The sequence below is a fragment of the uncultured Acetobacterium sp. genome (genome assembly GCF_927416815.1).
Lineage (GTDB): Bacteria > Bacillota > Clostridia > Eubacteriales > Eubacteriaceae > Acetobacterium.
The window spans coordinates 1-14,588 of record NZ_CAKMJU010000082.1; the positions used below are offsets into that span (position 1 = coordinate 1).

Sequence of the window (14,588 nt, forward strand, 5' to 3'; positions counted from 1 at the left end):
ATGAGCTTATTTGTTGAACAATTAAATTTGGTAGGCTCTAGAAAGTCTACACTGTTAAAAAATCAACTCCAGCAATGGATTGACTCTCAGGCCTCTTTTATAAAGGCTTTGTTTGGTCAATTAAGCTGGGAAAGTTGAGTAGTGTATAATAAAATGCGACGATTCTATACTGCGAGGATAACAGCGATGCAAATCAAACAGCTTTTAACTACTGATAAAACACTGCCTGAATCAACCCTTTCGTTGATCAACCATAAAACCAACCAAATCAATATCAAGCGGATGACCTACTGCTTTTTTGTCATGCTTATCGTTGAACCAATTATCATCCTATTATTTGATATAAGAGGTCTATTACAGCCAAATGCACCTGAACACTGGCTCTATCTCAGTTATTTCGTGCTCCATTTAACCCTGTGGTTAATTTCTATCGGTTGGATCTTAATGCGTAAAATGATTGAAAATAAGGGTGCTGAGCTAAATTTTTTAATTCCAGTGTTGACCGCCGTACTACTGATGCTATTGAGTTTGATCAATGGTTTGGATCAGCTAAAGGGCAATGAAATCACTGTTTATATTGCCTTTATTCTGATGACGGGTGTCGCGCTACTGATGTCTTTTCCGACAAATTTGTTTGTGCTGGCACCATCCTATGTTATTTTTGTAAGTGGGCTACTTATTTTTCAAGCTGATCCCGATGCAAAGCTCCGTAGTCTGACCAATGGTACGATCTTTTTTTTGGCCGTCGTTATCATTTCAAGCTATCTTTATCGATACTATTTTGACAGTACGTTGCATACCCTTGAATTAAAAGAGGTCAATGACAAACTCAATTATATTTCAACCCACGATAGTCTGACCGGACTCTACAATCGCCGCGAGTTTGAACAGCAGTTGTCGACATTGGATCCGGAGGATAACAATAAAATCGCTTTACTGCTTTTAGATATTGATTATTTCAAGCATGTCAACGATTGCTATGGTCACCTGATTGGTGATCAGGTGTTGATTTACTTTGCCCAGATTATTGAGCATGCGGTTCCTGCTAATTTTATTGTTTCCCGCTGGGGTGGTGAGGAATTTCTAATCGCCGGTCAGGTGGAAAGTCTGGAACAGGCATTAAATCTAGCGGAGATAATCCGTGTCCAAATTGCCGCAAAACCCTACCCTTCGGCACAGGGAGATATTGCCGTTACTGCCAGTCTGGGGGTTTCACTGATGACCGGTGATTGTATCAAAAACTTTGATCACTATTTCAAACAAGCCGATGACGCTTTGTATCTGGCCAAAGAAAACGGCCGAAACCGGGTTGAGCAAGCATTGTAACATTTTGGGGAAAGCATCCATTATTCCTTTGATTATTTCCGTTGTTTGCTTGAGATTTGTGTATTATATGTTAATGTAAGAAATAGAACGCTTTGACGCTCTAATTGTCAATCAACAATGAATCTGCAGTAACACCGATCATCAAAACTTATACTCCCTTTTTGTAATCCCTTCGTCGAAAGGTATTTTTCATAGCAAAGGGGATCATTTGTAACTATCTCACCTAAGTACTGTTCACTTTCTTCCAAAGTACTAAAAATCTTTGGATAGCCATCACTTGCTAGGATTATTTCATCATCTGTTTTTACTGCATATTTTACGATCAAATCCTGATTAAACGAATGTCCATTCAAAATTGGATAGCCAAACTGACAATTCCTATTTTCAAAATCTAACTGCAATTTTAAGAATGGCATTATCTTCTCCCTTCCAACATCAGTAGCGATTAATTCGTTTATAGATTTCCCATGCATGATTTCATTATTAATGATGATACTACGCAAAGTTGCCAACACCGAATCAATAAGCTTAGTATGCCCAAAGAATTTCTTGTTTATCATACAATTACAGTCACCATAGGACCATATTTCGTTTCTTTCTCGACTATAAATAATAACTGATGCTCTGATCCATTCAGAAATATTATCATCTTGCACATGTTTTAAATATGCTTGTTTCAAGTGGCCATTCAGTTGTGACAAGCATTCCTCTGCTGATGCTGATTTTTCAATAACTGCCATTTTTTCAACGATAATGTTTTTTGCATAATTTCCGCTACTTATGCCGTTCCATTGCTGCTTTCCTTTACTGGTCACACCATCTACGACCGTTACAAAATCATTACTGATGAATAAACCATCTTCACACAATTCAGTCGATTTCTTTTTCCCAATTAGTTTTCTTTCAACTATTCTCATCTAAATCTCCTGTTTTAAATAATTTATCAGCATTACAATAGATGCTGAAGCAGTCGGCATAATTGAATACTTCTTTTTTTGTATTACAATCGTATCTGGTGATATAAACAGTTCTTTTAGTTCATCACGTTTTACCCATACTAAGTTATTTCCATCTTCTTCCTGCATATTCCACGTGCTTTTTTTTCTTGATATTTCTTTTTTAAAGGTGTTGTTGATTTGTTCTTTTGTTATATCAATTTTGACGTAAAAAAGCAGTTGTGGTTTTCCACCCTCTACAATATCGCGATATAACGAGATGATGTTATCTTCCAATGAAAATATATAGTCATTTGGATCTATTTTCAATTCATCCTGGATTTCTTTTTTGATGCCGTTAACCAGTCCATCAATTGTTAAATTAAATTGATCATCCAAGGCATATTTTGTTTTTAAGGAAGCACCAACACTGTTTGCTAATGTGCGTTTTCCAATAGAAACAATACTATTTCGCCTAACAAATGGAATTTCTCCATCACTTGATTCAATAAAACCATTAAAGCCAAGATGGTTGGAAAAAGGAGAGTTTTCAAGTCCCCCTAACCATGGGCCATAAGCAAACAAATCTCGATTGCTTAATCCATTACTCCATTTCAGATCCATGGCGCGATTGGATACCATCGCATCATAGTATGTTGAACGTTCTGTATAAATAAAAACAGTATTCTCGATTCTTTCCCAATTTTTCACTCTGATAGTTAATTGATTAAAAATGCTTGAGGTTTTATGAATATTTATCAATTCATCATAATGTTCTTTTATTTCTTCCGGCAAATGATATTGCCGCTCCTTATTATCTATAATTCTAAATGTAGTATTTTTACATGAAAAATCCTGAATTACCGGAAACTTAAATTTATGTCTTTCCGATAAATCTTTATCCAACCGTGATTTGATTCCAATTTTGTATGCTTCATCATTGCATTCCGAATTAATATAAGTAACCATGTTTTTTTCTTCAGAGTACCGCTTAACCATTTTGTCATAATCAGTTTCTAGTTTTATAGAATCTTCAAATTTGTTTCCTACTATTCGAGAGATGAAGCCCGTGAATAGATTTAAGATTAAAGCAACGAAAACACTGAAGAAAATTGTTAAGTCAATAATTCCTTCCACTTTTCCCTTATTGATATAAGCGTAGCTACCAATAGCTAATAGAACTATTAATGAAAAACATCCTTCAAATAATCCTTTATCATGATATTTGAAAATGAATTCCTTAATTTTTTTTTTCATAAATCTGCCTCCATTATCAAGCGGTGTCTCGGTAGTTGTAACTTCATTTTTTTGAATTGTTTCGGTTCTTATGCTCTTTACAAAAGAAAACGGCAGAAATCGGGTAGAACAATCAAGTTTGCAACCTTTGACAATACTTCTGATTGATTTTTTGGTGTTTTTGTAGTTTAATATTATGTGAATTTTGAATACGAGGAGAGTTTATATGGCAAAACAATGGTACCCGGTTATTGATTATGATTCTTGCATTAGTTGCGGTAGTTGCGCCGAAAAATGTAGCCATGATGTATATGATACCCAGAAAGCTCCTTCAGCTCATGTCATTTATCCAGATGGCTGCGTTGATCAGTGTCATGGATGCGGTAACCTATGTCCCAGTGGATCGATTACCTATTGCGGTGACGATACTGGTTGGCTTCCACCTAACCGGTTGAATTGATTTATTGTAACATTTAATCGCGTGGTGGGAAAGATTTTAACCGATCTTTTGCTAAAAAACAACTCACAGGATTGACTGACTGGGATTCCTTGTCAGTCTTATTACCACGCAAATATTTTCTGAGTAACGCATTCAGGGCTTCCCGGGCATCGATCGACGTGCCGCCAGCACAACATTCCGCTTCTGCCTGGGCGATTTCTCGGTCGATCTCGTTTTCGTCCAGCATTGCTTCATAGATTTCCATACGCATCACAACCAATCGCCATAACCATTTTTGGTAATGAATATTGGTTCGTTTTTGGCATGACACAGCTCAGAAATTTCGTTCGTATTTCTGAGATCTGTGATCGGTTTGATTTGTGGCATCATACTCGCCTCTTTCTTTGACCATCATTATCGCATTATTATGTTCGTTTAGTAAATGAATCCATGTGAGCTTCAATCTTTGCAAGTTTCTAAATGATTGTATGCTGCCATTTTTGGTATTCAAGCAACGCTAGCCTAATCGATCGTCTGAACCTCAACTGGAATCCACATTTTAGGGTTGTAATTCAGGGTATACTTGTAATTCGAAACATCATTCTCGCCCAAATCTTCTAACACATAGGTCACGTTATCACTTAACCCGATAAAATGCTTTTTGTAGCGACCGTCTTGATCTTCAACAATGACTTCTAACTGATTGTCGGCGATGTCGGCGGTGATTGACATTTTTCCGGTCATTTGAAACAAAACGTCGCCCTCAATACAATTGATAACCGTTAACTGTCTGACAACATTGAAGTTATCTGCTTGTTGCGACAAGTTGTAAGAAACTTTCTCAGCCTGGCTTTCGCAGCCAGTCAGCATTAACACCGCCACCAGGCCAATAAACAATGGTATTTTTCTCATAAATTTTTCCTTTCAAGCTCCTTTGTAAATTTTTTACTTCTTCGATACGTAAGGCGGAAGAACGATTTTTGGGTTCTAAACAAGTGGTATCTACAAAACTGTTGCATCTCATTTTTGAAATTCAAATTTCTACGAATAATCGAATGCTGATTAATTTATGCACACCTGATCTCATCAATTCCCGACGTTAGTGACTCTTTCGCTAGGCCGATCTTTCTTACAATCCGATAAAGCAAAAATCCGTAGAATGCCAGAATAAAACTGGGATTCCCCGGGCCGGTGTACATTCCCAACCTGAAAAGTTGATTTATTAACGGTATATTAATATTAAAGTAAACGAGATAACTAAATAGAATTAAAAATGAATAAATCACTCCCAGAATACAACCGACATGGATCGCCTTACCCCTATGGTTCTTAATGCCGGATCCCAAAATAAAAACACCCGCACCAATAAAAAGATTAAACACGATGGGTAGGATAAATACTGTTAAATTCTGATAAAAACTGCTGGCATTGGGGCCAAAGGAGATTTCATCCCGGGCTAAATTCTTTGTGTAATTTAAAAGATAGGGAAACAGGGTCAGGTATAAAAATGGGATCACCCAAATTAATAACGCATAACCCCATTGCATTAATTTCTTTTTACGTTGCACCTTATTGTTAGTCATTATCTCACTCCTTAATTACTATAATCATATTCTAGCACCATCGATCGGGAATCACCGTTTTCTTGGATCAAATTTCCCGATAAAATGGTACGACAATGAACAAAGTCTTTCGTCCGAAGTAGCCATGGACTAGGAGCGATTCTTTCTGTTTCATAGGAATTGGCTGCTGTTTCAAGATCCCATAGCACCAGCTCATTGACGGCACCATTTTCCACACCGATGCCATTGCTAATCCGGTATCCTAATTCTACATCTTGCAGGCGAACCGTTTGATCCGTTATTTCCCAATCCACATAAACACCATCGATTCGGATGACTTGATAAATTCCAAAGTCTCCCGTGGCATAGCGCATCCCCAGCACCACCGAAACCACATCATCTTCATCTGTCATGGGACTGCTTACTTCTGTGCCATAACCATGTTGATCAACATTTTTGGGCAAACTGATAATGATTTCCTGAAAATAATGTTTCTCTCCGGTAGCATCATTGAAATAAACGAGTTGGAGGTCTGTGCTTGGCGTCACCAGTTCTTTATCCTCTTGTGAGTTGAATTCAATGGATTCACCCGTCTCTTTATTAGCAATAGCACCCTTCCACGCGATCATCTCCAATAGCTCCGTGTCGGTACTTCGCTGAAAATTCTGAGTATCAAGATCTGTTTGGCTTTTTGCCAATGCTGCTATTCCCGACGTTGATATACCAAAAATTAGAATGATCAGCACGATCAGAGAAACCTTTATTTTTCTGGATTTCATTCGTTTAACTCCCCTCTTTACAAATTTTTAATACCCCTCATCTTGGTTAAACAAAGAAAAGCTTTTGTTCAAAGTCCTGACAACGATGGCTCCGAAGCATATTGCTGTTTTTCGAACCCGGCTCAGCCCTACTCATCTTCTCCCCGGTGCTCTACTGCCATCTGGTCTACCCAATCTTCCTCAACGTACACCATTCCATTCCGTCCTTCCACCTTACGGTTAGGACCAGGCTTATGGAGCTTGCAACTTAAAGGTCCATAACAGAAAGTCTCAAACCGATACTTTCTCGGCACTCTTGGATTCCAATTATCGACAATGATCTCAACTGGCATTCTACAGCCCCACATACAACTGCGACATTTCGCATCATATGTTCTTGCAGCCAGTCTGCGGTGTCCTCTTTCTCTATAAACATCAAGCACCGGCGGCACCAGTTCCCAGGGTGATGCTGTGCTGCCCTGTTCGCCTTTAGCGATGACATTAAGCTTTGAGACTTTATAATAGTTGACTGGCTCCATATCGGGATCAGGAACTGGGACGCATTCACCTGAGACGATGTCATTCACTTTGAATTGATGTTTGGTGTGAGCTGCTTTACCGATGCCGACAGAGAAAGTAGTTTCCTCGCCATCTAGTTCCCCTTCCATCTTAATGGCATAGCCGAGATAGGTATGAGAGGATTCATCGAAGGACCTAGTTAAACGGATGCGTGGTTGGATTGAAATTATAGTGCCTTTGAAGGTTGATTTAATCATGTCTGAGAGGCCTCCTTTTTAGCCTTTGGTCCTGTTGACTTGGGTATTTGCCCCCTTCTGGCGGGGCATATCGTCCAGCGCCGGTAAGTGATCATTTAAAAATGCGTAGTTTGAATTCACAAAACATTTATTTCTCTGCCTATGTAATCGGTTCGAATGGACTTATTGTAACATTTTATGGCACTATGGGAAAGATTTTATCGACGTTTTGGCAAAAAAATAAACTCGCCGGATTGGAGCCGGTGAGTTATATAATAATTTGATCAGAACGTATTTCTGGTTCGGAGAATTGATTGCGTCAGTAAGATGGTATGATACTCATCTAAAATGTTTCCGGCTTAATGAGCACAGTACGACCTACCGTCAATCGATTCGCTATTGACCCACACTTCGCCTCTGCCTGATTGATTTACCGGGCAATCTCATTTTCGATAAGAATGGCATTATGATCACCTAATCTTTTTGCGGTGTCAATAAACGTTTCTCAATTCATCACCTGCTTTTTTTGTGCAAAATGAGCCACTTCATCAAATAAGGTCGATCATTATTTGCGGGCACTTCGTACCATTCTGAACAGAGAAAATAATTTATGCCATAAATGCTTACAGGGTTTGCATAATACCTGACCGGCTTAATCCCGCCAGTTGTTTCTGTTTTTAATAATAAAGGGAATTGAATATCGAAGGTCTCCTTAGAATATTCTCGCGTCTGCATTTTTTCGACTTCCTCAGGTGAAACATCACCATCTTCAAGCATATTCCGTAATATTGTTCTGACAATCGCACCAATTTTCATTTCTTTGAGCCCATCAATATCGGTATTTTCAATCTTAACCATTTCTTGCGAAATCCTTCCTGGCGATGAAGCCCTCTTATTCTTGTTGACTCTGGTTTCAGTATTAACAAATAGATTATACATCTGCAAACTTCTCATGAACAATTCGGACGTATCTGAAACCTCACCAAGCATGCTCAAAACAGGTTCCAGAATGCTCTCCCTGAAATCATCATTGGCAATGATCCGCACTTCAAAATCAAGATCAGCTGACTTTAGAACCTCGGTCAAGTCACGTATGCATTCATTAATCGACATCATAACACTGGGATTAATTTTGGGCGAGGCAAAAATGATTGTGCCACTACTTAAACCAAAGTACCCATAAATACACATTGCCGCGCGAATGCATTTTTTAACGACACGGGTTACCGTTTCCTCTTTCGATCCATAGTTAAGACCCGCCTCATGAAAGGCTACATCAATTGCGTAAATTTTACTTTCTGCCCCATCATATGCGATACCAAGTGCATCGATTTCAGCCTGTGCCAAAATTTGTGACAAACCACTGTTGGCCTTAAATAGATCGTAACTAAATTTTTCACTAAAGCAGTTTGCTGAATAATTCAGCAGTTGTTCGATTTTTTCCTGATTTTTCAGCTCCCAATGCGAAGATGCTTTCCAATTGGTTTGGGCGATCTGGCATTCTTTTACATGCCGCAGCCACGATAGCATCAATGATTCGCCGACTTCTATTTTCATATCATACCTCTGTAAAAATATTTTGTTCTAATTTATAATGGTGGACGGCTAGAAAATTCACAACCAGGAACTTTACCTGACGATTGTCAAATACCCTCTTTCATTGTTACAAATCCCAGCCCAATCTAATACTGCAGCAATGACAAAACCCGGACCGAAAGCAGTCATACCTAGCTCAGCGCCATGAACCTTATGTGCAATATAGCCTTCAACAGAATCAAGAGGTAGTTTGTCACTTCCCATATTCGGGAATTTGTGTAATGTGTTTCGTTGTACCCGCCTGCAAACACCAACCTACAACCAGCAGCCCCATCCCAGAGCATAAAAAAAAACGGATGCACTTTAAAATTAACAGGCTAGCTGTGATTTAAAGCAATATCCGGTAGTTTAATGGCTCTATCGCCCAGTTTAACACAGTATGCATGTTGAGTTATTAAATTGATGCTGTGTTCTCAATGTGATTTTCATAATCTTAACACACTTACGCACAGACCGCTTTTTCCTCACTGATTTGATCTCCCCAAAATAGGGGCATCCCTCCCAATATGGACACAGTACCCAAAACATGGCTGACTATTTCAGATTAAGCTCTAAATAGCACTTAATTTTACCCGATGCGATTGTTGGTTGTTTGGGTGTCTTACAGGTGCTCCAGCAGCTGAATCTTAAGGCCATTGGGGTCGCTAATAAAGAGGTATTTGATATGCGGTGTCGGCTGAAACGGGACACTGTGCGGAATCCCTTTTGCTTCTAAGGCTGCCATCGCTTGCGCCAGCGAGGCGACTTCAAAGCCCAGCGAAATATTGGCATCAATGCTTGTTGCCGGGATGGTCTTATTGTAAATCAGTTCCAGTTTGGTTTCGCCATCCCCTAAAAAGGCCAGTTCAAGATCTGGCCCGGCCGGCCGACGATTGTCCACCGTCAATCCCACAATGTCGGTATAAAACCGGATCGATTCATCCATATCTTTGACGGTGACGGTTACCCATGAAAACTTCATAGCTTTCTCCTTTTAAAATCTAAAATTTGCTTTTATTAGTTGTTAAAGCTATTGTAACATAAAACCGGATCGGGTAAAAGAGGATCGTCCGGGTCATATTGCCGCAATCTCCGCTAGTCAAAAAAACGCTGCTTTCTGAAGACAAAAGGTCATGCTTACTTTTCTATGATCATCCGCCAAGCAATCTGCTCTAAACGCATCCGGTCTTCATCATGATGATTTTAAAGAAGCCACTGCCAGAAATAAGGCTGCGCCTAAAAAAATCACTAGTACTGCCACACTGACCGCCCAATCCTGACTGTTCCCGCTGATCCCAGAGCGCAGGCCATTAAGCAACCACTGGAAGGGATTCATTAAAACAATCATTTTGACCCACCCAGGCGCTGCATCGAGCGTATAGAAGGCCTCGCTACCGAGCAATAAGGGCATGGTGATCAGATTGGTCGCAATGCTGGCTTGCGCTTCAGTTTTACATAATCCGGAAACAAAGAAACTCAAGAAAACATAGCCCATGGCTGCCAGGATACAGACTATCGCGATCATCGCAAGGCTGGCAATGGTCAGATCGATATTAAAGCAGACCGCGCCGACGGTCAAAACCAACAGTGCACAGATCAATGAAACCAGGGTCCAGGCGCTTGACACACTCATAATATAACGGGACAAGGGTAAGGGGGTTACTTTTAATAATTGGTAAACGCCCCGGCGCCTTTGCCCCAACAGCGAAAATACCGTGGTGGTAAAAGCATAAAATAAGATCCCCATGGCCATCATGCCGGTTGTAATTTTAATGAAATAATCCGGTTTGCCAACCAGGAACCCCAATATCAGGGTTCCGCCAATCGGCATCAGGATCGACCAGAATAATAAGAACGGTTCCCGGGCTGCAGCTTTGAGTGAAAGATCGAAGATTGTATTCATTGTTTTTCTCCTTAATTCGTTTCAGTGAGTTTTAAATAAAGCATTTCCAAATTTTTTACCTGATTTTTTTTAATCAGCGCTCCCGGTTGTCCCTGATCCACTATCTTTCCATGGTTCATGAAAATCAGGCGATCGGCCAGTTTTTCAACTTCCTCCATATCATGGGAAGAAAACAGCACGGTCTGATTATTATCAGCCAGGCAATCAATCATTGCTTTGATTTCATGTCGGGAACGGGGATCCAATCCCGCTGTCGGTTCATCGAGAACGACTAATTCGGGATGATGCACCGTGGTAACACCGATGGCCAGCCGCTTTTGCTGACCGATGGACAACTTAACCGCCGCAGTTTTTCCGGCATCCTCCAAATGACAATCGGCCAGTTTTTGATCAATTTGCTTATCGCTGAGATTCGTATGATACAAGGCTCCAAATAACCTGAGGTTTTCTTTGGCCGAATACCCTTCAAAAAAAGGGGTGCTCTGAAGCTGCGCGCCGATATGCGCTTTATAATCGTCGCGCCAATAAGAAACTGAACCGGAATCAGGTGCTAATATACCTAGTAGCATCGCGATGGTGGTGGATTTTCCCACGCCATTGGGGCCAATCAGAGCCAGGATCTCTCCTTGTTTGATTTCCAAATCAATCCCCTGAATCACCTGCTTGTTGTTAAAATTTTTGACCAGTTTTTTTCCTTCAATTAGATTCATGTTATCCTCCTTATTTAACTTTGTATACTCATTGTTGAGTATACAATTATTTTTTTCTCCCCCACGGATGAGGGAGAAATTTCAACTTTTTTATTGCTGCATTTCCAGTAGTTTTATGGCATTTTCGACAAAAGTTCTTTGCTGGTTGACAATCGCATACATATTGTCAAAGATCAGTTTCGTCATCGGCGGAATATTCTGGTGCATCGCGATATCTTTGAGACGAAACCCGCTCTCAAGCGCATCGTATTCTTTTTGCAAAGCGAGCAACTGGCGATTCAGCGCTGCCAGCGCTTTTTCCGGGGATACTTTTTCAATAAAAGACAAGCCGGAGTACAGGGTCGAGGGATAATTGACCGATGAGTTCTCCAGAGCGTCCCCCACTAATTGGGCTAAATGTTCGCTCCCGGTCGCTGTTATTTTATAAATCGCCTTTTGTCGGTGTCCGGTTTGTTCAATGCTTTCAACCACGACCAGACCTTCTTTTTCCATTTTTTTTAAGGCATGATAAATCGAACCGATGAGCACGCCACCCCAACGTTCTGCATCCGATATGCGCAGCAACTGCTGGATATCATAGCCGGACATCGGTTTTACATCAAGCAGTCCCAAAACAAGTACACGTGTCAATGTAAACACCTCCAATACTCTACGTTGAGTATTTTACATTGATTGTATTGTTTTGTCAAGCCTGTTTCACTATTTATGATTCAATCTTCTTGATTCAATATTTATGCATAAAATTTCGCGCCCGTCGGTGACACTGCCGACCTTGCATAAACTATTTTTGATTTCTTCCGGCAAATAAACGTGGACACTGAGGGGCAGGTAATTAAAAATTCTCTGAAAATAAGTGGCCTGGCACCGGGGGATAAAATTAAGTTGGAAAATTTCTGTCTCCAGCTAAACTGTTAAGATTTGGATCGTTTGGTTTTTCACCATCATTTTTTTTGATCATCTTTTCCTCCTATTATAATGAGATTAATTCATTTATACGTATAACGACATCCCCCACTTTGATAGAATAAGCTTCAAGTTGTTTTGTTTTTTTATTTAATAATCCGTTGGCTTGATTTTTAACTTTATATTTATTTGTGGTATTCTCCAAAGCGCTATACCTTCAGTTTTATATTCATCTATTGATAATTGGGTGCCAATCAGTCAAATTTTTGTATCTTTTCAAGCATACCATTTTTATGAGCATATAACCTCCGTCCCCTGTGTTTAGGCAACGAGGATTATTTCTTTTGCTCTTTTATTTCCTTTAACCAGAACATAAATTCCCAGCGCAACGGTTCCATGTCAACAGCTTCCCGGATCTGTCTTTGATAGGGTATATAATCTGCATCATAATCAGTCATGCGGCTCCAAAGAACTTTAGGCTTTTTGATTCCCAGTTCTTTTTCAACGGCGTCAAAAATATAATTATCCAGCGGCACATGTAAAAATTCAAATATCCCTGTTAAATCGCTTTCGCCGATGATATATAAATACTTCATGGCCATATTTACCCACTTTTGCGATTGACCGATATAAAAATCAATTTCTTGTTCATCATAGACTTGTTTTATCAGCCGACACAATTCAAAATGCCAGGCATCATATTCTACTTGGCTTACCACCCCTGTTTCAATAAGCGCTTTGATTTCTTTTTCGATCAGTGCGTCGACATTTTTACGCGTTTCATGGCCATTTTTATTGTTAAAACGAATCGTCCGACACATGTCGAGATAGGCTCTTCTACTAGCTGATTGATAGCAATTACTCAAAGATTTAAAATAGACATACTTCAAAAAATCAAACACATCTTTATCTACTGTGACTTTCTCCATTATTTCTCCCTTTCCAATAATCAATATGATCCATTTGTATTACAAAGAAACTTAAATCTACGCCTTGAACCACGCGGATAACCAAGCGTTTTCAAACACACTCCGGTTTTAAATCTTCATATGCAAACAGCGGAATATCGTACAAATCGCCAAAATGATCTTAAATAATGGCTGAAGCTTTGAATAAACTTTCTGTTGATTTTAGGCTGATAGTTTTATCCCCAATTGTTTTGCGGAGGCTTTGACTCTTTATTGGTATTGACTGGTGCTTTCGATTGATTTTTTTCCACCGCCTCAATGATCTTCTGCTTTTGCTCCCCCAGCTGATCCCCCGACTTACCGCTTTTCTGAAGTTTAACAAGCAATTGTCGTTCATCTTTTGAAAGCACCTGATGATCGAGAACAATGCTAAGCCATAGACCGCTTTCTTTTACTTTTAGCACTGGACTCCATCGACCAAGCCAGTTTTCACTGGCGCTAAAATCAGGTTGAGCGTGCAGCGTTGCAATAATTCCTTTTTCCAGTCGAAGACGCTGCTCCTTATTTTCGATCGGAATACAGGTGAAACTCATCTTATCTCGCAGATATCGGGTGACCTGTTTTTCCACATCAATTTGTTTTGGTTGTTTAGCAAACGCTTTATTTTCTTCAATTCTAGAATCAAGTGTCCAGATTTTCAGATAGGGATCCTTTATTGATTAAGCATTGCTTTGCCGATATTTTTCCTGAAAATACTGCCGTCCTTTCTTTCTGTAAAAAAATGATCTTTCAACCTAAGCTTCAAACGACCAGCGGAATCATGGGTGCCCACCCGCACGATCCGGTCAAAACTGCTATAGGTTTCACCTTCCTCAAAGAAAAGATAGATGCCATCATTAAATGGAATCTCAGAAATTTGATCATATCGATAGCGTCTTGCCTCGACAAATAATTGATGGATGGTCCAACAATCTTTCTGAATTGCCACCTGTTTTTTCAGATAAGCGATCCGAGCCCCAAACTGAAGGTTTCCCAAGGGTAATTGATAATGCTTTAGCCTTGGCAACAAATACTGACTGTAATCTTTACCAGTCAGTATAATAAATTCATCCTGTTCAAGGTCAAATCGCTTTTTCATTTGAGTAATCACAGCGTTTACCCAGTTTTGTTTTAGTGCTGGGGGTTGACCATTCAATGTCCGTTCATACGGAACAATGTTGTCGTTTTCATCAAGCAATCCATACTGCGCTGATAAAATATAAACCTGATCAGCGATTTGTTTGGCATAATCATACGAATATTTAAAGAGCATGCTTGGCGTATACATATCTTTTGCCTGACAGGGATAGTTTCTTTTGCTTTTTGAACATGAAACTAAGGCGATCTGTGTTTGGTATAATAATAGTTAAGCAAAGGGTCCCCAAAAAGTTGTGCATGCTCTTTAAATATTCGTATGATTATGCCAAACAAATCGCTGATCAGGTTTATATTTTATCAGCGCAGTATGGATTGCTTGATGAAAACGACAACATTGTTCCGTATGAACAGACATTGAATGGTCAACCCCCAGCACTAAAA

17 protein-coding genes and 1 pseudogene are annotated in these 14,588 nt (G+C 39.7%); 3 read left to right on the forward strand and 15 right to left on the reverse strand.

All coding sequences use genetic code 11. From position 1 onward, the window contains the following. The first annotated feature begins 186 nt into the window (after positions 1–186). Positions 187–1,326, forward strand: coding sequence for a GGDEF domain-containing protein (locus QZ998_RS11750; protein WP_296560826.1), 1,140 nt, complete (start codon positions 187–189; stop codon positions 1,324–1,326). 107 nt (positions 1,327–1,433) lie between these two features. On the opposite strand, the gene QZ998_RS11755 is transcribed toward QZ998_RS11750, so the two are convergent. Further along, positions 1,434–2,243: a hypothetical protein gene (locus QZ998_RS11755; RefSeq protein WP_296560827.1), complete on the reverse strand. Its 810-nt coding sequence runs from the start codon at positions 2,241–2,243 to the stop codon at positions 1,434–1,436. After that, a complete protein-coding gene (locus QZ998_RS11760; protein ID WP_296560829.1) occupies positions 2,244–3,518 on the reverse strand; it encodes a hypothetical protein in 1,275 nt (424 codons plus the stop codon). It abuts the gene before it with no gap. Between the two features lie 205 nt (positions 3,519–3,723). Here QZ998_RS11760 and QZ998_RS11765 point away from each other — a divergent pair, with 205 nt between their 5' ends. After that, a complete protein-coding gene (locus QZ998_RS11765; RefSeq protein WP_296560830.1) occupies positions 3,724–3,957 on the forward strand; it encodes a 4Fe-4S binding protein in 234 nt (77 codons plus the stop codon). A gap of 112 nt (positions 3,958–4,069) precedes the next feature. Here QZ998_RS11765 and QZ998_RS11770 read toward each other — a convergent pair. From QZ998_RS11770 to QZ998_RS11830, 13 genes and pseudogenes are all read right to left on the reverse strand, one after another. Then, a pseudogene (locus tag QZ998_RS11770) lies at positions 4,070–4,323 on the reverse strand (prevent-host-death protein); the annotation flags it as partial. Between the two features lie 135 nt (positions 4,324–4,458). Beyond that, positions 4,459–4,848: a lipoprotein gene (locus QZ998_RS11775; protein WP_296560831.1), complete on the reverse strand. Its 390-nt coding sequence runs from the start codon at positions 4,846–4,848 to the stop codon at positions 4,459–4,461. Positions 4,849–5,003: 155 nt separating this feature from the next. Continuing rightward, on the reverse strand, positions 5,004–5,519 hold the full coding sequence (locus QZ998_RS11780; RefSeq protein ID WP_296560832.1) for a hypothetical protein: 516 nt from the start codon (positions 5,517–5,519) through the stop codon (positions 5,004–5,006). An 11-nt stretch (positions 5,520–5,530) separates the two neighbouring features. Next, positions 5,531–6,277, reverse strand: a complete 747-nt coding sequence (locus tag QZ998_RS11785) for a hypothetical protein (protein WP_296560834.1) — start codon at positions 6,275–6,277, stop codon at positions 5,531–5,533. 128 nt (positions 6,278–6,405) lie between these two features. After that, entirely contained in the window at positions 6,406–7,032 is a 627-nt protein-coding gene (locus QZ998_RS11790) for a hypothetical protein (RefSeq protein ID WP_296560836.1), read from the reverse strand. A gap of 492 nt (positions 7,033–7,524) precedes the next feature. Then, the gene (locus QZ998_RS11795; RefSeq protein WP_296560838.1) at positions 7,525–8,568 is read right to left on the reverse strand and encodes a hypothetical protein; all 1,044 of its coding nucleotides are present in this window, start codon (positions 8,566–8,568) and stop codon (positions 7,525–7,527) included. Between the two features lie 640 nt (positions 8,569–9,208). Continuing rightward, entirely contained in the window at positions 9,209–9,568 is a 360-nt protein-coding gene (locus QZ998_RS11800; protein WP_296560839.1) for a VOC family protein, read from the reverse strand. A gap of 210 nt (positions 9,569–9,778) precedes the next feature. Next, complete coding sequence (locus QZ998_RS11805) at positions 9,779–10,489, reverse strand: ABC transporter permease (RefSeq protein ID WP_296560841.1); 711 nt, start codon at positions 10,487–10,489, stop codon at positions 9,779–9,781. 11 nt (positions 10,490–10,500) lie between these two features. Further along, a complete protein-coding gene (locus QZ998_RS11810; protein ID WP_296560843.1) occupies positions 10,501–11,199 on the reverse strand; it encodes an ABC transporter ATP-binding protein in 699 nt (232 codons plus the stop codon). A 90-nt stretch (positions 11,200–11,289) separates the two neighbouring features. Further along, positions 11,290–11,829 carry a PadR family transcriptional regulator gene (locus tag QZ998_RS11815; RefSeq protein WP_296560844.1) on the reverse strand — a complete coding sequence of 180 codons (540 nt, stop codon included), beginning with the start codon at positions 11,827–11,829 and terminating at the stop codon, positions 11,290–11,292. A gap of 608 nt (positions 11,830–12,437) precedes the next feature. Beyond that, on the reverse strand, positions 12,438–13,031 hold the full coding sequence (locus QZ998_RS11820) for a hypothetical protein (RefSeq protein ID WP_296560846.1): 594 nt from the start codon (positions 13,029–13,031) through the stop codon (positions 12,438–12,440). A gap of 215 nt (positions 13,032–13,246) precedes the next feature. Then, positions 13,247–13,603, reverse strand: coding sequence for a hypothetical protein (locus tag QZ998_RS11825; protein ID WP_296560847.1), 357 nt, complete (start codon positions 13,601–13,603; stop codon positions 13,247–13,249). Between the two features lie 119 nt (positions 13,604–13,722). After that, positions 13,723–14,337 carry a DUF6884 domain-containing protein gene (locus QZ998_RS11830; protein WP_296560849.1) on the reverse strand — a complete coding sequence of 205 codons (615 nt, stop codon included), beginning with the start codon at positions 14,335–14,337 and terminating at the stop codon, positions 13,723–13,725. Positions 14,338–14,378: 41 nt separating this feature from the next. Between QZ998_RS11830 and QZ998_RS11835 the strand changes: the two genes are divergently transcribed. Next, positions 14,379–14,588 (forward strand): DUF6884 domain-containing protein (locus tag QZ998_RS11835; RefSeq protein ID WP_296560850.1); only part of this gene is annotated, 210 nt, incomplete at its 3' end.